Here is a 20,871-nt window from a genome sequence, read left to right as displayed (position 1 = left end):
AGCAATCAAAACGTGAACAATCAACGTGGTCTGAAAATGTGGTCTGAGATAGCCTTGTTTCCATTAAGTCAGGTGGTGTTGCCGCAAGGGCAAATGCAACTTCGGGTATTTGAAGCCAGATATATCCGGTTGGTCAAAGAAGCTTGTGCCGGCATCAGGCCCTTCGCCAGCGCTTTGCTAAACCCTTATGTGGCGCAGCAACATCCGGATCGGATCTTTAAAGTTGCAACTTTAGTGAAAGTTACCGACTTTCAGCAGCTTGAAGATGGTTTATTGGGGATCACTATCACTGGAACAGAGCGCGTGTTGATCCAGCAGCGTTTTCAGGAGCCGGATGGCCTGCATGTGGCTAAAGTCAGCACATTGCCAGTCTGGCCTGAGTTGCCATTTCAGCACAGAGACAGCCTGATTGCTGCGGAGCTTCAAACGGTATTCCGGCAAAACCCACAACTTGCAGCTTTATACCCGGAACCTGCCTGGCATTGCAGCAACTGGCTGGCGCAGCGCTGGCTGGAAATTTTAAATATGCAACCACCACTGAAATATCAGCTGATGGCTGCAGAGGATGCCAGCCCGACACTGGAGGCATTGCATCAATGGCTGGAACCTTGTGCTGAGGATTACACAGCAAACAATAAAGGTGCTTAGTTAATACCCAGGTATTTATGCACCTGCACGCTTAACCGCCAGTTATTCGCCATACAGGCTTCAATGGCGAGTTTGGTAGCTTTGGCTTTTTGGCTGATTGGCTGCAGATAAATATATTTGCCTGAGGTGTTGATGTTCTGCAGCAGCTCTTTAAGCTCTTCGACATGTTTTTCCATCGCCACAGGATGTTTAATTTCGTTGGCACGCTCCAGGCAGCTGGTTAACACCGGATAACCCCCTTTCATATTCACCTTGGGTGACACAGTCACCCAGGTGCTGTCGGGTGCCAGAATTTCAAAAGTACCGGAAGTTTCAATCTGAGTGCTGAAACCTTGCTGATGCAACAGTTCGCAAAGCGGGTTTAAGTCATACATACAGGGCTCGCCGCCTGTAATTACCACATGGCGCGCACGGTAACCGCGCTCACGAAACAGCTCAACAATGCCCTTGGCGTCGGTATTTGCCCAATGATCAGAATCGGCTTTTTTTTGTGTGGTCTCGCCCAGCTGTATTAACAAATCAGGATGAATGTCCCAGGTATGTTTGGTATCACACCAGGAGCAACCGACAGGACAACCCTGCAAGCGCAGAAAAATGGATGGTGTGCCGGTGTAATTGCCTTCACCCTGAATAGTTTCAAAAATTTCGTTAACTTTATACACGCTGAGTTGATTTCCTTTAGCCCTTGGCGATTATGCAGTACAATGCGCGCCCCAAATTGCTGACCATTATAACGGGAGCTGCAAGAATGCCGCAAAAAGTTGTTGTGATTTATTCCGGTGGCATGGATTCATTTACCGTGCTGCACAATGCCATTCGTGCCGGCCATCAAGTGTATGCCTTGTCTTTTAACTATGGTCAGCGCCATGTCAAAGAGCTGATTTGCGCACAAAACGTCTGTCAGGAGCTGGGCATTCATCACAAAATTGTTGATATCTCGGCCATTAACCAACTGATTGGCGGCTCATCTCTGACCGACGATATTGAAGTACCGGAAGGCCATTATGCTGCCGATAATATGAAATCAACGGTGGTGCCAAACCGCAATATGATTTTATTAAGTCTGGCGGTGGGTTATGCGGTGTCGCTGGATGCACAGGCGGTGTATTACGGCGCACATTCGGGTGATCACTTTATTTATCCGGACTGCCGGCCTGAATTTGTGCAAAAAATGCATGATGTTTGCCAAATCGCCAACTATGAGCCGGTGGATATTATCAGCCCTTACCTGCATCAGACCAAAATTGAAATCCTCAAAGACGGTCTTCAGATGGGTCTTGATTACAGCAAAACCTGGACCTGTTATAACGGCCGCGAAAAAGCCTGTGGCAAATGTGGCTCCTGTCAGGAACGGCTGGAGGCTTTTGCATTAAATCAGGTGACAGATCCGCTGCCCTACGAATAAAACCGTACTTGCTGCCCTAAGCGTCTGCCAGAACTATTGGCCGACGCTTGATACCCTCTTGATAACGTCTTGCCCCCCTGCTGCACCATTACACCGCCAGAGTTTGTGACACAGAGACCGGTGAATACTGCCTCAGCTGCTGATACAAAGCCTTGAGCGCCAAACTGTGTTGATGACGTTGACTTGCCAGATACATCTGGCGTTTCAAACCATGGGCACCGAGCTTTTTCACTACAATCAGCCCCTGGCTGACAAAAGGCTCGGCCAGCCAGCCTGGCAGCACTGCAATCCCCTCACCAGCGGCCACCAATTGCAACATCTGACTGGCCTGCGCCACTTGCCTGAGTTCACCGCTAAAAGGCGTTTTTTGCAAAAAATGGCGGAATAAATCCTGCCGTTCAGGTTCTATCGGGTAAACCAGCAACTTTTCTTTGGCCAGATCAGCTGCAGTCACAAACTGCCGTGCCGCCAGACAATGCTCAGGCGCCATAAAGGCAAACAGCTCCAGTTCAAATAACGGCTGATAACTCACCTGCTGCTCCAGCCGTCTGTCAGTGGTCAGCACTAAATCCAGTTCATCCCGGAGCATGGCTTCAATAGCATGGTGCTGAATATCGGTTTCAAGGCTGAGCTGAACCTGCGGCCACTGCTGGCGAAATGCTTTTAACGCTGGCAATAGCCAATGCACGCAGGCATGACACTCCACTGTTAAACGCAGTTGTTGTGCCGGTAACTGACCGCTTTTCAGCTGCTGCCAGGCCACGTCAAGTTGCGGCAATACAGTGGCGGCTAATTCCAGCAATAATTTGCCCTGAGCGCTAAATTGCACCGGCTGCGACTTACGCACAAACAAACTGGCTCCCATCATCTGCTCGGCATCTTTGAGTTGATGCGACAAAGCAGATTGGGTGACAAAAAGCCGGCTGGCCGCGCCCTGTAAGGAGCCGGTTTGTTGTAATGCCTGGAGGGTTCGCAGTAGTTTCAGCTCAATCATGATGAATTTTTCTCAATTAACAGAGGCTCGTTATTCAGTTGTGGCACCACAGCATAACCGGCAAAAATAGACATATCAACATCCAGACGTCCAAATAAGGAGAAGATATGTCAACAACACATAGCCTTGGTTTTCCGCGGATTGGCAATAAACGCCAGTTAAAACGTGCTTTAGAACAATATTGGCAAGGAGATATCACACAGTCAGAACTTGAACAAACCGGCAAAAAACTCAGAGCGGAACATTGGCGCTTGCAACAGCAAGCCGGTATTGATTTAGTGCCGGTGGGTGACTTTGCTTTTTACGATCATATCCTCAATACCTCGTTATTGTTTGGTGTGGTGCCAAAACGGCATCAAAGTGCCGATGGCAAGATAGATTTTGACTGTCAGTTCCGCATTGGCCGCGGCCGCGCACCTACAGGCCCGGCGGCAGCTGCCAGCGACATGACCAAATGGTTTAATACCAATTATCACTATCTGGTGCCGGAATTTGACGCAGAGCAGCAATTTCAACTGTCGGATCTGAGCTTGTTCCAACAGATTGACGAAGCCAAAGCGCTGGGACTTCATTTTAAACTGGTGCTGCCAGGCCCCGTTACTTACCTGCATTGTGGCAAAGTGGCTGAAGGAGTTGATAAACTCAGCCTGCTGCCGGCTTTATTAAATGGGTATCAGCAGCTGCTGGATGCGCTCAATGCCGCCGGTGTGCAGTGGTTGCAACTCGACGAACCTGTGCTGGCGCTGGAACTTTCTCCAGCCTGGCAAAAGGCTATTCAGACCAGTTACCGCAGCCTGCAAAAAGGCCAGCTCAAGCTACTGCTTGCCAGCTATTTTGGCGATATTTCCGGTTATTTACCGCAGCTGGTGGATTTACCGCTGGATGGTATTCATCTGGATTTATCCGCAGAGCCATGCGACCTTGCAGCTGCTGATTTGTTGATCCCACCACACTTTGTGCTTTCGGCCGGCATTATTAATGGCCGCAATATCTGGCGCGGCGATTTAACCAAAGCCTATCAACAGCTCAAACCTTTGTTTGATCGCAGAGGCGATAAACTCTGGCTCGGCACCTCCTGCTCTTTATTACATTGCCCGGTAGATTTAACACTGGAGCAACAGCTGCAACCGCAGGTGAAAAGCTGGTTCGCGTTTGCCAGGCAAAAATGTGAAGAGCTGAAGTTATTACAACAAGCACTGCAAAATGGTGATACCCAGGCCATTACCAGCTACTGCTTGCCGCTAAAAGATCGCAAAAACTCGACTTTGGTGCATAACTCAGCGGTGCAACAAGCCTGTGAGCGCGCCAAAGCCGAAAAAGCGGACCGGACTTTGCCTTTTGCCAAACGTATTAAGCTACAGCAACAACAGCTGCAACTCCCCCTGTTGCCCACCACCACTATTGGCTCTTTCCCGCAAAGCAGCGACATCAGGAAGTTAAGGCTCGACCTTAAAGCAGGCCGCATCAGTGAGCAGCAGTATCAGCAGCAGATCGAGCAGCAAATTGCCAAAGCCATCACACTGCAGGAACAATTAGGGCTGGATGTACTGGTGCATGGTGAAGCTGAGCGCAACGACATGGTGGAGTATTTTGGCGAACAACTGCAAGGTTATGTGTTCAGTCAGTTTGGCTGGGTACAAAGTTACGGCAGCCGCTGTGTCAAACCGCCCATTATTATCGGGGATATCAGCCGCAGCGCGGATATGACAGTGAGCTGGACAAGCTACGCCCAGTCGCTGACCCAAAAGCCGGTCAAAGGCATGCTGACCGGTCCTGTCACTATGCTGGCCTGGTCTTTCCCAAGGGAAGATCTTAGCCGCGCTGATATTGCACTACAGCTTAGTCTGGCACTGGCGGATGAAGTAAAAGCGCTGGAGCAGGCCGGTATTCAGATCATTCAGATTGACGAACCGGCTTTTCGCGAAGGTTTACCGTTAAAACAAAGCCAGTGGCAGCAGTATCTTGACTGGGCAGTGGATGCCTTTAAAAGATGCAGCAGCAAAGTGCAGCACAGTACACAAATTCACACCCATATGTGTTATTCCGAGTTTAACGACATTATTGCCGCTATTGCCGCTATGGATGCTGATGTGATCACCATTGAAACTTCACGTTCGAACATGGAGCTGCTGGGGGCCTTTGAAGATTTTGCCTATCCAAACCAGATAGGCCCCGGTGTTTATGACATTCACTCGCCCAATGTGCCGCAGCTTGATTGGATCAAACAGTTGATTAATAAAGCGGCCGGCAAACTGCCACTACAACAGTTGTGGGTGAATCCGGATTGTGGCCTGAAAACACGCAGCTGGCAGGAAGCCGAAGCGGCTCTTGCCCAAATGGTGCAGGCTTGCCGTGAATTAAGGCAGGAACTGGCTTAAGCGTCTGTTGCCGGCACAGGCTGTTACTGCAGCAGCCTGTTGCTTCGCAGAGGTCCGGGCTGTTGCCCCTTCTATTTATACGCAAAAAAAAGACCGCTGCGGCGGTCTTTTTTTATCAGCAAAACAGCTTAACGAACCGGCAATTCAATTTTGGCAAACATCCGGTCAATCTCTTCCTGATTTCGCAGCATATTGGCTTTTTCCACCACTTCCTTGGTCAGGTGAGGTGCAAAACGTTCAATAAAATCATACATATAAGTACGCAGGAATGAACCTTTGCGAAAGCCGATTTTGGTGGTGGAGGCCGCAAATAAATGGCTGGCATCTATCGACACTAAATCTTTATCCAGCTCCTTATCCATCGCCATCGACGCAATCACACCCACACCTAATCCCAGACGTACATAGGTTTTAATCACGTCGGCATCGGTGGCGGTAAACACAATTTTCGGCTCCAGGCCTTTTTCGCCAAAAGCGCGGTCCAGCTCAGAACGGCCGGTAAAACCAAATACATAAGTCACTATCGGGTGTTTGGCCACATCTTCAATTTCGATGCGGTGATCCAGCTGCGCCAGCGGGTGATCATGACGCACTATCACACTGCGGTTCCAGTGATAACAAGGCAACATCACTAAATCAGAAAACAAATGCATGGCTTCGGTAGCAATGGCAAAGTCAGCATCACCACGCGACGCTGCTTCAGAAATTTGTTGCGGTGTGCCCTGATGCATATGCAACGACACTTTCGGAAACTTCTTGATAAAACCACCAATCACATCCGGCAGTGCATAACGGGCCTGGGTATGGGTGGTGGCAATATTCAGTTTACCTTGATCCGGCAAGGTGTGTTCTTTGGCAACGGCTTTGATACTTTCTACTTTTGCCAGAATTTGTTGTGCTATTTCAATCACATCCCGCCCGGCCGGTGTGACGTGGGTTAAATGTTTGCCACTGCGGCCAAACACCTGAATACCCAGTTCATCCTCCAGCATCCGCACTTGTTTACTGATGCCAGGTTGTGAGGTGTACAAACTTTCCGCTGTCGCGGATACGTTAAGATTGTGATTTAACACTTCGACAATATAACGTAACTGTTGTAATTTCATGTGTCAGGCTTCCGTTATTGACATATGATTAGCCATATGCGCGGATGATGTGATTATTCCTGCCAAATCAAATTTTGGCGTTTGGTATAACCAATAGTAGCTAAAAACCTGCCCAAGCAGTAGTTCTTTTTACTGACAATGCTGACAAAGCAGCACTGAAGGATTTTAAATAACGTGGAACAACCGGATATTGATTTTGCCACTGTGCTGGCTTCAGCCGTACATGACATGAAAAACTCACTCTGTATGCTGATCCAGTCGATGGATTTATTACAGCAGGATCTTGCTCCGCACTCGGAAACGGCCAGTCAGGAACTGGCACGCATTCACTACGAAGCCTCGCGGTTAAACAGCAACCTGATGCAGTTATTGTCGTTATACCGTATTGAAAAAGAACAACTGCCACTGCATCTGGACGAATATTTTGTTGAAGATTTACTGGAAGAAGTGCTGATCAAAAATGAGATGTACAGCCAACAAAAACAAATCGCGGTGCAGCTGGAATCCAGTCACAATCTGTGTTGGTTTTTTGACAACGATTTGGTCGGTAATCTGATTAATGATATGTTTGTCAATGCGTTGCGTTACAGCACCACACAGCTGTTACTCAAAGCCAGCGTAGTAGATGATTATCTTTGTATTGAATTACATGATGATGGTGAAGGTTTTCCGCAATATATGCTGGAAAACAGCGACAATAGTATGATGCACTTTAATTTATCGGCCGGACGCACGGGTTTAGGCCTGTTTTTTGCACATTTAATTGCCAAAGCACACCGCAATCAAGGGCGGGTCGGCCGGATTGAATTAGCCAACGGTGGTCAGTTTGGCGGTGGAGTTTTCCGGTTGTATCTGCCCTGACGGGCAGCGGAACATTGGTAATTTTGCCAATTTCTGTTTAAGATGCGGATGATAAACCAAGTCAGAGGTTCAGATGGTTTTGACCATGATCATTGTTCTGGTAATAGCGTTAGTGGTTTTTGCTGTTATCTCGAACGCCATACAACAACATAAAGAGCGGTTGGCTACATTAAAACGTGCTGAGTTCTCAAAGTTGCGTGGCATGCTGGAAGATACCGAAGAAATTTTGTTAAACGCGGCAAACGTTCCTCTGACCCCTGCCACTTCTCAAATGCTGCTTAAACGTATTGCTTACACACTCAAAGCCATGGTGGAGCTGGAACCAGGTTCGCGCGATTTAAAAAGCCGTCTGGCCGACACCGAAAAAAAGCTTGAAGAGATGGGCAGCAATATGCAAGCACCCAGCGAACATATCACACTGCCTGATAACGACAAACAAATCATCGGCATGATCCAGGGCATTAAAAAGCTCAGGACTATTTTGCGGGCTGAGCATGCCCGCGGCAATATTGATACCCAGGTGGTGGTGCAGGAAGACAGACGACTGGAAAACCTGCAACTGCGGATTAATGTTGAGAGCCAGATCAAAAGAGGCAATCAGGCCCGCGCCAGTGAAATGCTCGGTTCTGCACGTCAATGTTATGAAAAAGCGCTGATCACTTTATCCAACGCCAGTCATGTTGATGAATATGTCACAGCACGGCGTAATGAAATGACCTCGTTATTAGCAGAAATTGCCGAAGAGCTCAAAGAAGGTAATTTGCGTGACCGGCAAAAACGTGCCGAAGCGGAAAATAACGACCTCGATGTGTTATTTGCACCTAAACGCAAATGGTAACAAGCATAGGGCGGTTTTAATCTAAACCTGCCCTATTATTCTGCGTCACCTCTGCCCCCTGCTCATTTGAATTAACGCGGCATTTTTTATGTTAGCCCGGCACTTTCACGAATATTGCTGCCTGATGTTCAGCAGGCCGTTTTCTGCTTTAAATGATCGGCAATTTGAGCAAAAAGGCGTTATGGCTGTTCTTCGCAACACAAAAGAAAAGCTGCTCAAATAAAAAAACCACCTGTTGTGGAGGTGGTTTTTTTGTTTTTAAGTCGCTGTTATGTGCTTTGCCAGCTTAAGCTTCCGCTTTACTTTCCTGCCATTTGCCGTCTTTAAACCATAAAGACCAGCCTGTTGCTTTGCCGTCTTTTTCCGACATCACATACTGCTGTTTGGTCTTGCGGCTCCAGCGCACTATGCTTGGGTTGCCGGCCGGATCTGTGGCCGGTGCCTGGGTCAGATATAAAAACTTCGGCACTAATCTGTCTTTAAAGCGTTGTAATTCAGCCACTAACGGAGCTCTGGTTTCACGTGAGCGCGGGAAAGTAGAGGCAGCCAGGAACAAACCGGCCGCACCATCACGCAGCACAAAATAGGCTTCTGACTTTTCACAAGGCAGCTCAGGTAAATGTACCGGATCTTCTTTTGGCGGCGCTGCTTCACCGTTTTTCAGCAGTTTGCGGGTATTTTTACAGTCGCTGTTGGTACAGCCAAAATACTTACCAAAACGCCCCGACTTTAACTGCATGTCAGAGCCACATTTTTCACATTCGATCAGCGGGCCATCGTAACCTTTAATTTTAAAGGCGCCACTTTCCACCAGATAACCATCACAGCCCGGATTATTACCACACACATACAGCTTGCGCTGCTCGTCCAGCAGATAAGAATCCATGGCGGTACCACATTTGGCACAACGTTTTTTATGCCGCAATACTTCGGTTTCCAGCTCATCTTCGTCGGCCACTAACACTGCTTCATCACCGGGCGTTAAATTCATGGTGGTGGTGCAACGTTCTTTGGGTGGCAGGTTATAACCGGAACAGCCTAAAAACACGCCTGTACTGGCGGTGCGGATCCCCATTTTGCGGCCACAGCTTGGGCAGTCTATGTCCGTTAACACAAACTGATTGGTGCGCATGCCGCCATGTTCAACATCAGCTTCGGCTGTTTTTAACTTTCTGGAAAAATCGCCATAAAACTGGTCCAGCACCTGACGCCAGGACAATTCGCCATGGGCAATATCATCCAGTTTTAATTCCATATTGGCGGTGAAATCGTAGTTCATCAGATCGCTGAAGTTTTCCACCAGCCGGTCCGTCACTATTTCACCCATTTTTTCGGCGTAGAACCTTTTGTTCTCTACCTTGACATAACCACGTTCCTGAATAGTGGAAATAATGGCTGCATAAGTGGAAGGACGACCAATACCTCGTTTTTCCAGTTCCTTAACCAGACTGGCTTCGCTAAAACGGGCCGGCGGTTTGGTAAAGTGCTGCGCAGGTAATAACTGTTCCAGCGACAGCTGCTCACCCACTTTTAAATCAGGTAATTCTTTTTCTTCTTCATCTTTGCGTTTTTGCGCCGGTTGCACCCGGGTCCAACCGTCAAAACGCAATACCCGGCCTTTGGCTTTAAGCTCAAAGTCGCCGGCTTGTACTGTAATATTGGTGACATCATACAAAGCATTTGGCATCTGGCAAGCGACAAACTGGCGCCAAATCAGCTCGTACAGCTTTTTGGCGTCAGCTTCCATATCCCCCAGCATGCTGGCCTGAATGTTCACATCTGAAGGACGAATAGCTTCGTGCGCTTCCTGAGCATTGGCTTTGCTGCCGTAGCTTAAAGGCTCTGGCGGCAGATATTTTTTGCCAAATTGCTGTTCAATAAAATCGCGCACTGCAGCAACAGCTTCGGTCGACAGGTTGGTCGAGTCGGTACGCATATAAGTGATGTAACCGGCTTCGTACAAACGCTGCGCCAGCATCATGGTTTTTTTCACGCCATAACCCAGCCTGGTACTGGCGGCCTGCTGCAAGGTTGACGTAATAAATGGCGCCTGTGGTTTGCTGCTGGACGGTTTGTCTTCGCGCTCTGTCACCTGATAACTGGCGCGTTGCAAAAGCGCAACCGCAGCATCAGTTTGTGCTTTATTTTCCGGTCTGAAGGTTTTACCGTTTTGCCGCACCACTTCGAGGTTTAACGCAGCTTTGGACGCCGACAGCGTTTGTGCATCCACTGTCCAGTATTCTTCCGGCACAAAAGCTTTAATTTCACGTTCTCGCTCAACCACTAACCGTACTGCAACAGATTGCACCCGGCCTGCTGATAAACCACGGGCCACTTTTTTCCAGAGCAGCGGGGATACCATAAAACCCACCACCCGGTCTAAAAACCGGCGGGCTTGCTGGGCGTTTACCCGGTCTACATTCACCTGACCTGGTTCAACAAAAGCATTTTTAATGGCATTTTGAGTGATCTCGTTAAACACCACCCGTTTAAATTTTTGCTCTTCACCGCCGATGATCTGTTGCAAATGCCATGCAATAGCTTCTCCTTCGCGGTCCAAGTCCGTTGCCAGATAAACAGTGTCGGCTTTTTCGGCTAAGGCTTTGAGTTCTTTCACAACCTTTTCTTTGCCCGGCAGAATTTCATAACGGGCTTTCCAGCCGTTTTCAGGGTCAATACCCATACGATCAACCAGCGCCAGATATTCTTTTTCTGCTTTTTCCAGCTTCTTGTCGGTTTTGCTTTTTTCTTTGTCTTTATTGCTGCTGGTAGGCAAATCGCGGATATGGCCCACACTACTTTTTACAATAAAATCATTACCTAAATATTTATTAATCGTTTTAGCTTTTGCCGGTGATTCGACTATTACCAGTGATTTCGCCATCGTTGTTCCGAGATCCCTAAACTTTGGTGGGCATTCTACATGTCTTTTTAACGTATATCCGCAAACTCAAGTTGTGACAAGTGAATAAACTCATTATTATTCGGTTGACTCTGTCTTTACAGGGCTATTTTGCTGGTTAAATCAGCAAAATAAAAAATGAAGCAATCCAATAACGGCCGCAAAAACAATAAAAACAGTGCCCCTTCCCAACTGAAGGAATAAAGCAAAAATGAAGTACTTTGAAGCAAACTTTGATGGCTTAGTTGGGCCAACGCATAACTATGCCGGTTTATCTGTCGGCAACGTGGCGTCGCTTAACAACGCAAAAAATACCTCAAGCCCAAAACAAGCAGCGTTACAGGGCTTACAAAAAATGAAAGCTCTGGCCGATTTAGGCATGGTGCAGGGTGTATTGGCGCCACAAGAGCGGCCTGATGTTTACACTTTACGCCGGCTTGGTTTTAGCGGCACAGATGCAGAAGTTATTGCTAAAGCCGCCAAACAGGCACCGGCAGTGTTTCGTGCCGTCTGTTCAGCATCCAGCATGTGGACAGCCAACGCCGCCACTATCTCCCCCAGTAAAGACACCGCTGATGGCAAAATTCATTTTACACCTGCCAATCTGACCAACAAATTTCACCGTTCGTTAGAACCTGAAACTACAGGCCGGATTTTAAAGGCGATGTTCTCGGATGAACGCCATTTTCACCACCACCAACACTTGCCGGATAATGACCATTTCGGTGACGAAGGCGCGGCTAACCATACCCGCTTATGCAGCGAATACGGTGAAACCGGCGTTGAGTTGTTTGTATTTGGCCGTTATGCCTTTGACTACAACAAACCAGCGCCACGTAACTTCCCGGCCCGTCATACCTTTGAAGCCTGTGAGGCGGTAGCCCGCTTACACGGTTTATCTGATGACAAAGTGGTGTATATCCAGCAAAGCCCGGAAGTGATTGACCAGGGTGTGTTCCATAACGACGTTATTGCAGTCGGCAACCAAAACGTGCTGTTTTACCATCAGCAAGCTTTTGTTGACAGCGCGCAGAAACTGGATGAAGTAAAACGTAAATTTGGTGACAAATCAGAACTTTATCTGATTGAAGTGCTGGATCATGAAGTGACAGTGCAACAGGCCATCCAAACCTATTTATTTAACACTCAGGTGATTACGCTGCCTTCAGGTGAAATGGCCATTATTGCCCCTACTGAATGTCGTGACCATCCGCAGGTGTCGGCTTATCTGGAGCAACTGACCGGCCGCGGCACCCCTATCCGTCAGGTGCATTATTACGATGTAAAACAAAGTATGAGAAACGGCGGTGGTCCTGCTTGCCTGCGTTTACGCGTCGCCATGAGCGAAGCGGAAAAACAAGCGGTCAACCCCAATGTACTGCTGAACGATGCTTTGTTTAACCGCCTGAATCTATGGGTCAATACCCATTACCGCGATCAAATTTCTGAAGCTGATTTAGCAGATCCGTTGCTGCTGAATGAGTCACGCACTGCTTTGGATGAACTAACACAAATTCTGCAACTGGGGTCGGTGTATCAGTTCCAGCGTTAAGTTTAATTAGTGATAAGTGCAAAAGACAAAGGCTACCTTAGGTAGCCTTTTTTAAATCCATTTCACTGACAAAAGCAAGAACTCTTATATCAGAAATAAGCCAGCTTAAAGAAAGCTGGCTTATTTATTTTAAATTGTATTTGTACAAAGATTTCCTATACCAAAAGGACTCGGTTTAGGTGGGTTTTCTTCCCTATTGTAATCTGTATTTAATCTGGTTAATGCGACGCTTCGGCTACTGATGTTCTCGGTGCCCTGAGCAGTAGCTGTCACTTGAATATCGACGATAGTGTATGGAGCATACTCTCGAGGATAAATCAGATTCACTTGAGCTATACCGTTAACATCTGCAACAACAGTACGGTTTATAGTCGCAACGTTACCAGGTGTAATTAACTTGTCCAGGTTGGTGTCTTCACCATCATCCAGAATACCATTTCTGTTTGCATCTTCAGAAGGACAAGTCGCATAAATCTGAACATCCCACCGAATGAAAGAACCAACTTCCGGAACCCTCAACTTTTCTCCTTTCAGATACTGCCGAGGAGTCACCGCAACATTAAGCTCCTGATTAGGGACTGGGTTACCAGATGCATCAGTAACTATGATGGCGTAAGGAACCGAAGTGAGATTAGGACCTATTGTCTGAACTTCACCGCCAGTACCAAAACGGAAAAATAAGGTTCTGCGGCCCACGGAAATACCGGTATCCCCTTTTACTGCCGTATTTGACACCACTACAGCGTTAATCCGTAAACCTGAAGGATCTTGTGGTGTGCCAGAGCCAGCCGTATTACTGTCTGCAGTAAATTCGGTTGTCGCAACACCTTGTGAGTTAGTAGTGCTGGTCGCCGGGCTTAACTGGCCACCGGCGGACTGGGCCAGTGAAAACGCAATCACCTGATTTTTTACCGGGTTATTTTTGGCATCCCGTACTATGGCTTGTACTGTTGCTTTTTCACCAGGACCAATTTGCGCAGGGAAAGCCTGCACTTCAATTTTATTGGATTCAGTTGCTATAAATTCCACTAATTTATTCGTGGAGATTTTGCTGCCATTAGTTGTTGAGCTCGCTGAGATATTTGTCAGGCCCGCATAGTCTGAGCGCACAGCAACCCGGGACTTCCCTGCATCATCCGTTTTATTGGTCACAGCAACCTTACCTTCAAATACTGCTGGAGTGACGTCGTCAGGCACGGCCGCAATTTCACCACGAGTTGTAGTAAAAGAAACATCGTTGCCTACTAAAGGTGAATTGTTCCGCGTCCATTTAATGCCTTGTAAAGACGCTGTATTTAACGGGATTTCCACCACATTATTGCTGGCGGGTTCAAACGCAAATGCATCCGGGTCAACAAAAATACTGAATCTGTTGGTCACACCTAAAGCACTTACGGTAATGATATCACTACCACCATTGGTTGCCTGATAGTCAACTACAACACGGCCTGTTGCTGCATCTGTCACTGGTGTGGTGTTGCTAAAGCTGTTCCCCAGACTAGAGCTGATTTCAAGCTGGGTATTCTTAATGCCTTTTCCTGTTGCATCTAATAAAGCGATGGTCAGTTTAGTAGAGCCACCTAACACCACAGCGGCAGGGGCAAGCACATCAATCGAAGTACCTACCACATTAATCGTTGCTTTTGACGATACCTGGTTAGCACCTGCTGTTGCAGTTACATTAATGCTACGTTTGGAAAAGTCTGTTTTTGAAGATAAATAAGCTTTGGCAATACCATCAGCACCAGTAACGCTGGAGACAATTTCTAAATCTGCATTACCGTCTGCTGAAAATTGCACCGGCACATTTTTCATCAGAATATTGTTGTCATCTTTAACAATGGCAAAAAGCTCAACCCGGTCAGTACCGCCTGTGCCCAGTTCAAGTTTGTCTGCAGATAACAATACGGAACGTACCGGGGTGGTATCAACCACACCACCATCCCCTTTTGACCTGAAGCTGACTGTACCTACAGTGGCAGAGCTGGATGCTGAACCGCTGTCAAAAGTTGCGGTAATAATACCGGCGCCGCTTTTGGTGCCTACTTTTAAACCAATGGTAGCTTTGCCGTTTGCGTCTGTGACTGAGGTAGCAGCACCATTGTCAAAACTTGCCAGAGCGCTGTCATCAAGCGAAAACCGAATCAGCTTGCCAGATACTGCTGCACTGCTGCTTGATTTAAGCTCTGCAGTGACGACTAAATCAGTACCTTTGGCGACTTCCTCACCGGATAATGCAACGGCCAAACTGTAAGTTGGAACTACCGTAGTACCATCATCACCGATGGTTCCACCACCACCACAAGCGACTACTGCACTCATCAAAAACGCAACGAGAAGTTGCCGGATGTTTCGCATGAAAACTCTCCCTAGCTGTTTCTTATATTTAGATTTTGTTAATTCTGCATCTTAGCCGATTAATTTAAAAACCGGCAGCGCTAATTCTCGGATTTTCAGTAAATTTTTCTTTTATGGCAGAAACTGTTAGGCTAACCGCCATTTTCAACAGTTATAACTCAACTCCCCTGATGACTACAAATACAAAATTTAATCTGACCAGCCGGATTTTAATTGCCATGGCGCTGGGTGTTTTGGTGGGTTCCTTCTTCCAGTGGATCCTGGGCGGCGCGGCGGAAAAAGAAGTTTCGCTTGCTGGTTTTACTATTGGTATCAAAGCGTTGTTCGTTGACGGTATTTTCCACGTTGGTGGTCAAATATTTGTGGCCAGTTTAAAAATGCTGGTGGTGCCACTGGTACTGGTTTCTTTGATCTGCGGTACCAGCTCGTTAAAGGATATCAGCACCCTTGGCCGTATAGGTTCAAAATCCATGGGCTTATATATTCTGACAACTGCCATCGCCATCGCCATCGCCATCTTTTTTGCATTACTTTTTAGCCCTGGTGTTGGCGTTAATATGCCGTTGGCACAAAGCTATCAGGTGGCAGAAGCACCTTCAGTGGCGCAGGTTTTTATTAACATGTTCCCGAGTAACCCGGTGGAAGCCATGGCCAAAGGTGAAATGTTGCAAATTATTATTTTTGCAGTGTTATTTGGCATTGCCATCGCGTTAAGCGGTGAAGCAGGTCAACGTGTACGTCAGATGTTTGAAGATTTAAACACTGTAGTGATGCATCTGGTGAATATTGTGATGCATTTATCACCTTATGGTGTGTTTTTCCTGATGGCTAAACTGTTCACCACCCTTGAACTGAATGATATGGCCAATCTCGGCAAATATTTCCTGGTTGTACTTTTTGTGTTGTTCTTCCACGGTTTAGTGGTGTATGGCGCTTTTATTAAACTGATTGGTGGCTTAAACCCAATCATGTTCTTTCGCAAAATGAAAGAAACAGCTTTATTTGCATTTAGTACCTCCAGCAGTAACGCCACTATCGCCAGTAATATGGCTACCACCACTGGCAAGCTTGGCATTGATAACAAGGTTGCTTCTTTTACCATTCCGCTTGGCGCCACTATTAACATGGACGGCACCGCTATCATGCAGGGTGTCGCTACTGTGTTTATTGCCCAGGTTTACAATATTGACCTGACCGCAGCTGATTATGTACTGGTGGTATTAACTGCCACTCTGGCATCAATTGGTACTGCCGGTGTTCCGGGTGTGGGTTTAGTGATGCTGGCCATGGTATTACAACAGGTTGGTTTACCTGTGGAAGGTATTGCCCTGATTATTGGTGTAGACCGTTTACTGGATATGACCCGCACTGCAGTCAATATTACAGGCGATGCCATGGTTTCCTGTCTGGTAGGCAAAAGTGAAAAATGTATGGATATGAATGTGTTTAATGATCCGGATGCAGGTAAAAGCGACAAGTTATAACAACCCGGGCCAACGCACTTTTACATAATAAAAAAACCGGCTAAGCCGGTTTTTTTATTATGTTTCTCGATTTCAAACTATGTGAGTACGGATTCTGTTGCGCTTACCAACAAAACTCCCATTACCAGCAAATCCACCAACTTTTTTCCACCAGCTGACTGGTCGAAAACTTACGCCTGGCAAAGCCCTGCCCTGTCAGATTGCGAATACCGGCGAGCTGAATGCTGGCATTTGGAAACAATAACGGCAGTTCATCCGCAAACACCGCAAAAGGAGGACCTTGTTTTTCACCTTCCGGGTATTCAAGCGTGATTAACAGCATTTTCGCCTTTTGAAACAGCTGCTGTAACTTAGCGGCATATTGCAGCCGCATCTGCGGTGGCAATGCAATTAACGCCGCTCTGTCATAAATCAGCTCTGTGCCTGCCACTGCTTCCAGTGGCAGGGCAAAAAAATCACCTTGCCACAACTGATACACGCCACTTTGCCAAAGCTGATGCAAACCAAATGAACTGGTGCTAGCAGTCAGCCCAGCCTCGGCAAAAAAGTCACGGCAGGCAATTTCTGCAAGTTCAGCCCCTATCACCTGATAACGGCTCGCTAACGCATGCATATCCGGACTTTTGCCACAAAGCGGCACAAAAACCTTTGACTGCTGCGGCATAGCAGCCAGCTGAGCGCATAACAAAGGATGCGCCGCATCAAGCTGAAAGCCCAGCTCATTGAGCTCCCAGCGCTGCTGCCAGAATTGGGGTTCCATTTAACGCCACACCATCAAACGATTGGCCTGCTGCCATAAGCTATTTATGGTTGCAGCTGCAGCCAGCCCCATCCGCTCCGACAAACGTTTTTTCAGCTGGTATTTCACTAAAAACACCTGACGTTGCTGCATTTGTTTTAATACATAGTCATCACTGGTCAGCAGTTCGTCCACCAGCTTTAACTCAAAGGCCTGATAACCAAACCAGTGCTCGCCCGTTGCTACCTGCGCAATATCCAGCACAGGGCGGTGTTTTTGCACAAAATCTTTAAACAACAGATGGGTTTCTTCCAGCTCATGCTGAAACTTGGCGCGGCCTTTGTCGGTGTTCTCGCCAAAAACAGTGACAGTGCGTTTGTATTCGCCGGCGGTAAACATTTCCACATCAACATGGTTTTTCTTTAATAATTTATGAAAATTCGGCAACTGCGCGACCACACCAATAGAACCGACAATTGCAAAAGGTGCCGCAATAATTTTGTTAGCGATACAAGCCATCATATAACCACCACTGGCCGCCACTTTATCAACAGCCACGGTTAACGGGATCTCCTGCTGACGCAAACGGTCAAGCTGCGAAGCGGCCAGACCATAACCATGCACCACACCGCCGCCACTTTCGAGGCGCACCAGCACTTCATCATCTTTGGTCGCCATCGCCAGTACGGCTGTTACTTCTTCGCGCAAAGCTTCCACTTCATGTGCGTCCATGCTGCCATGAAAATCCACCACAAAAAGCCGGCTTTGGCTGGAACTATCCACGGCCTTTTGTTGTTTTTGCCATTTTTTAAAGGCCTTCTTATCCAGCATGCCCTGATGTAAATCTTCCACCAGCGCCTGATGTTCTTCAGATAAATTGTCAAAAGTCAGCTCACCTTTGCGGTTACCAGGCTTTACCGCAGCCATCACGCCCATCAAAAGGACGGCGCCAATTGCCAGTACTATGGTCAGCGCTTTTAGAAAAAACATACTGTATTCAAGCAGAAAATCCACAACCTCATCCTTCTTTAAAATCTTTGCCTGCATTGTATCGGCAAAAATAGCAGAGTACAGCTTTGTCACCAGCGGACAAAGTATAAGGCGGTACAACACTGTGTTTTGCCCGTTTTGTTACCAACTGCAGGCAATAAAAAAACCCGGCGAACCGGGTTTTTCGTCAGGCTAAAATTTACTTAACCTTTAATCACTGCCGCATTCGTTACCTGCAACGCAGCACCACGAGTCACCATAAATGATGCTGTTTGGGTCTGCATTTCAGTGGTCGCAGCACGGCTGGTTGCCGGACTCAAAATAGCACTGTGATCACCTTGCAGGAAACGGCTAATCGCTGTGCCTGTCACTTGATACACACCTGCTTTGGCTGGCAGAGTCTGCGCACCTAACAGTCGTGCTAATGGTTCAGTGCCGCCCAGTGGCATGTTGACCGCCTGGTTCGGGATCACCTGATCCGGTTTAAAGTTACCACCATCGCCAACAACTTCAATGATGTGAACCGGAGTCTTACCGGCAACCAAAGTCGCAGCGTAGTTGTTTGGGTCACCTGCATCTGTCACCGTCTGAGCAGCAAATGCAAACTGAGTCAGCGTTGCATTAATCGCAGTTAAAGCAGCCACCTGGCCATTTTTAGTTAAATAGGCCAGATAGTCAGTGACATAAGCAGCTGAACAACCGGCATAAGTGGCGGCATCAACACAAACTTTTTGCTCATCAACAAAAGCTTTAAAGCCCGGAGCCAATGTTGCTGAACTCAGCATAATGCTGGCTTTGATGGTATTACCAAAAGCAGGCGATTCCAGCAGGAAGTTGGCCACAGCACCGCCTGGCATTGCCAGCGAAGCTGCTTTTAACTTGTACAGAGAATCTGCAGCGGCATTGCCTGTTGGCGCATTTGCCAGTGCCACCATTGAAGTACCGGTAATCGCACCTAAAGAGTGACCTAAAAACTGGACATCAGAACCATCCAGTAAACCTGGCTGTGAAGTGAAGTTCAGGCCCAGACGCAGACCCAGCATATCAGCAATACTCTGACGCAGGTTGTCACGGGTAACCAGCAGGTCGGCCAGGTTCATATAAACAGTGGCATCACCGCTCTTACCACAGCTGCTGCCTGATGCGTTAATTTCATCTTTACCATCGCCATTTAAGTCAAAACCACGGCTACCGTGTAATGGATGGTCAATAGCTACAGTGGCAAAACCTTGCGCTGATAAAGCGGCAGTTACAGCCAGCATGTTTTCTTTACAGGAGGTAATACCGTGTTGCAGTATCACTACAGGCCAGCCTTTTTCCGGCTTGGCTTTGCCAATCAGCGCACTGTTTGGCACTGTCATCTGAACTTTCAGCTGTTGCACTGAGTTTACTTTCGGCACCACGTTAAATTTGGTCAGGTGACGTTGTTTATCTACACCTAAATCCATTAAAGCGCCGCCACTGACAGCTTTACAAACCGCATTGTTCTGCATTTGTGCAGGACTGGTAATAGCCCCTTCCAATGCTGCTTTTTGCGCCGCCGATAAACCAGCTAACATAGCGCCGCTGTCACAACGGCCAACCCAACGGGTGGATAAAGCTGCTTTTGGCGCGTCAGCGGTAGAAACACCCAAATAATAAGGCAGGTTAATGGTGCCGCTGTATAACTTGGCCGCATTAAACATAAAATATTGGTTACTTGGGTCAGTCGGGATTGTTTTATCCGGATTCACCACCTGAGACACCAGCAAACCGGTGTCAGCAACCTGCAGCACAGGCGCGGTATTGTTATTTAATGCACTTGGTAACATCAGTTGTTTGACAGTACCCAGTACATTGCTGGTTGATTGGGTGGTAATAGCTGCGGTGTAAATAATGCTGTCTTTGGCAATTGACATGCTGGCAGCGGCATTTTCGAAACTGTTAATCAGGCCCTGTAATGCACGTTGTGAATCTGTGCCAAGTGGCAACGTTGCTAAGTCCTGTTTCACCAGCTCATAAGTGGTGGAAGGAGCAACCGCATTACCGGCACTGTCTTTCAGATTGTTGGTGAGCACCAACAAATAAGTCGTCGCCGCTTTTAATGGTTTTAACGGAACAACAGCAACATTATTGCCTACAGCTTTGGTCACAAAATCCTGACCATAAGTCAGCTGAGACACAGCTTTACAGGCCACACCACGAGGCACTGTGCGGCAATTCGGGTCGCTTGAAGCCGGGTCCCCCATCAGCACTTCAATCAAACGCACCGCATCCGGACGAGCCGCGCTGCTTGCATCTAACGAAACACCACCGGCAAAAGCAAGTTCTACACTAAATGGGTTTTGGGTTGACCAGCCATCCAGCGCACCTAAGGCTGTTTGTGGGTCGGCATAATTGGGCGCAGCGACGGCTTCACCCGGCATGACCAGAGTGCCATCTGTCGTGCCCTGGAACAACAAATCGTTCGGTACAGATACTTTACCGGCTGAAGGGTCAAACACCACACGGCTCACCGGCACAACGACAGTACCGTTATCGACCGCTTCTTGTTTTAACTCACTGAGTGAATCGCCGCATCCGGTCAGCCCGAGCGCGCTGGTCACCGCCAGGCTTATTAACAGCTTCTTCATATAT

At 47.7% G+C, this 20,871-nt stretch carries 15 protein-coding genes; 7 read left to right on the top strand and 8 right to left on the bottom strand.

Translation table 11 applies throughout. From position 1 onward, the window contains the following. Window positions 1–12: 12 nt before the first annotated feature. Window positions 13–648: an LON peptidase substrate-binding domain-containing protein gene (locus N3Z11_RS08315; RefSeq protein WP_260656703.1), complete on the top strand. Its 636-nt coding sequence runs from the start codon at window positions 13–15 to the stop codon at window positions 646–648. On the opposite strand, the gene queE is transcribed toward N3Z11_RS08315, so the two are convergent. Next, window positions 645–1,310: a 7-carboxy-7-deazaguanine synthase QueE gene (gene queE / locus N3Z11_RS08310; RefSeq protein WP_260656702.1), complete on the bottom strand. Its 666-nt coding sequence runs from the start codon at window positions 1,308–1,310 to the stop codon at window positions 645–647. The two genes, N3Z11_RS08315 and queE, sit on opposite strands and share 4 nt — an antisense overlap. 86 nt (window positions 1,311–1,396) lie before the next feature. On the opposite strand from queE, the gene queC reads away from it, so the two are divergent. Beyond that, the gene (gene queC, locus N3Z11_RS08305; protein ID WP_260656701.1) at window positions 1,397–2,053 is read left to right on the top strand and encodes a 7-cyano-7-deazaguanine synthase QueC; all 657 of its coding nucleotides are present in this window, start codon (window positions 1,397–1,399) and stop codon (window positions 2,051–2,053) included. Window positions 2,054–2,141: 88 nt separating this feature from the next. Here the strand turns inward: queC and N3Z11_RS08300 are convergent, their stop codons facing one another. Then, a complete protein-coding gene (locus N3Z11_RS08300; protein ID WP_260656700.1) occupies window positions 2,142–3,047 on the bottom strand; it encodes a LysR substrate-binding domain-containing protein in 906 nt (301 codons plus the stop codon). Window positions 3,048–3,154: 107 nt separating this feature from the next. Between N3Z11_RS08300 and metE the strand changes: the two genes are divergently transcribed. Next, on the top strand, window positions 3,155–5,425 hold the full coding sequence (gene metE, locus N3Z11_RS08295; RefSeq protein WP_260656699.1) for a 5-methyltetrahydropteroyltriglutamate--homocysteine S-methyltransferase: 2,271 nt from the start codon (window positions 3,155–3,157) through the stop codon (window positions 5,423–5,425). A 128-nt stretch (window positions 5,426–5,553) separates the two neighbouring features. On the opposite strand, the gene cysB is transcribed toward metE, so the two are convergent. After that, a complete protein-coding gene (gene cysB / locus N3Z11_RS08290; protein ID WP_260656698.1) occupies window positions 5,554–6,531 on the bottom strand; it encodes an HTH-type transcriptional regulator CysB in 978 nt (325 codons plus the stop codon). A gap of 174 nt (window positions 6,532–6,705) precedes the next feature. Between cysB and N3Z11_RS08285 the strand changes: the two genes are divergently transcribed. Further along, the gene (locus tag N3Z11_RS08285) at window positions 6,706–7,392 is read left to right on the top strand and encodes a sensor histidine kinase (RefSeq protein ID WP_260656697.1); all 687 of its coding nucleotides are present in this window, start codon (window positions 6,706–6,708) and stop codon (window positions 7,390–7,392) included. An 85-nt stretch (window positions 7,393–7,477) separates the two neighbouring features. Beyond that, window positions 7,478–8,230 carry a hypothetical protein gene (locus N3Z11_RS08280; RefSeq protein WP_260656696.1) on the top strand — a complete coding sequence of 251 codons (753 nt, stop codon included), beginning with the start codon at window positions 7,478–7,480 and terminating at the stop codon, window positions 8,228–8,230. A gap of 286 nt (window positions 8,231–8,516) precedes the next feature. Here the strand turns inward: N3Z11_RS08280 and topA are convergent, their stop codons facing one another. Further along, window positions 8,517–11,114 carry a type I DNA topoisomerase gene (gene topA, locus N3Z11_RS08275; protein WP_260656695.1) on the bottom strand — a complete coding sequence of 866 codons (2,598 nt, stop codon included), beginning with the start codon at window positions 11,112–11,114 and terminating at the stop codon, window positions 8,517–8,519. 229 nt (window positions 11,115–11,343) lie between these two features. Between topA and astB the strand changes: the two genes are divergently transcribed. After that, the gene (astB, locus tag N3Z11_RS08270) at window positions 11,344–12,684 is read left to right on the top strand and encodes an N-succinylarginine dihydrolase (RefSeq protein WP_260656694.1); all 1,341 of its coding nucleotides are present in this window, start codon (window positions 11,344–11,346) and stop codon (window positions 12,682–12,684) included. Between the two features lie 129 nt (window positions 12,685–12,813). On the opposite strand, the gene N3Z11_RS08265 is transcribed toward astB, so the two are convergent. Next, window positions 12,814–15,042, bottom strand: coding sequence for an Ig-like domain-containing protein (locus N3Z11_RS08265; protein WP_260656693.1), 2,229 nt, complete (start codon window positions 15,040–15,042; stop codon window positions 12,814–12,816). A gap of 170 nt (window positions 15,043–15,212) precedes the next feature. On the opposite strand from N3Z11_RS08265, the gene N3Z11_RS08260 reads away from it, so the two are divergent. Continuing rightward, on the top strand, window positions 15,213–16,526 hold the full coding sequence (locus N3Z11_RS08260) for a dicarboxylate/amino acid:cation symporter (protein ID WP_260656692.1): 1,314 nt from the start codon (window positions 15,213–15,215) through the stop codon (window positions 16,524–16,526). Window positions 16,527–16,647: 121 nt separating this feature from the next. Here N3Z11_RS08260 and N3Z11_RS08255 read toward each other — a convergent pair whose 3' ends face one another. The 3 genes from N3Z11_RS08255 to N3Z11_RS08245 all read right to left on the bottom strand — a co-directional run bounded on the left by N3Z11_RS08255 (window position 16,648) and on the right by N3Z11_RS08245 (window position 20,867). Next, the gene (locus N3Z11_RS08255) at window positions 16,648–17,286 is read right to left on the bottom strand and encodes a thiopurine S-methyltransferase (RefSeq protein WP_260656691.1); all 639 of its coding nucleotides are present in this window, start codon (window positions 17,284–17,286) and stop codon (window positions 16,648–16,650) included. Then, the gene (gene sohB, locus N3Z11_RS08250) at window positions 17,287–18,279 is read right to left on the bottom strand and encodes a protease SohB (protein WP_260656690.1); all 993 of its coding nucleotides are present in this window, start codon (window positions 18,277–18,279) and stop codon (window positions 17,287–17,289) included. A 179-nt stretch (window positions 18,280–18,458) separates the two neighbouring features. Then, window positions 18,459–20,867, bottom strand: coding sequence for a VolA/Pla-1 family phospholipase (locus tag N3Z11_RS08245; protein ID WP_260656689.1), 2,409 nt, complete (start codon window positions 20,865–20,867; stop codon window positions 18,459–18,461). Between the last annotated feature and the right edge of the window lie 4 nt (window positions 20,868–20,871).

The organism is Rheinheimera sp. 4Y26 (assembly GCF_025245835.1).
GTDB lineage: Bacteria > Pseudomonadota > Gammaproteobacteria > Enterobacterales > Alteromonadaceae > Pararheinheimera.
Note: the sequence above shows the minus strand (reverse complement) of the source record. Positions and strands in the feature narration are given on the sequence as shown.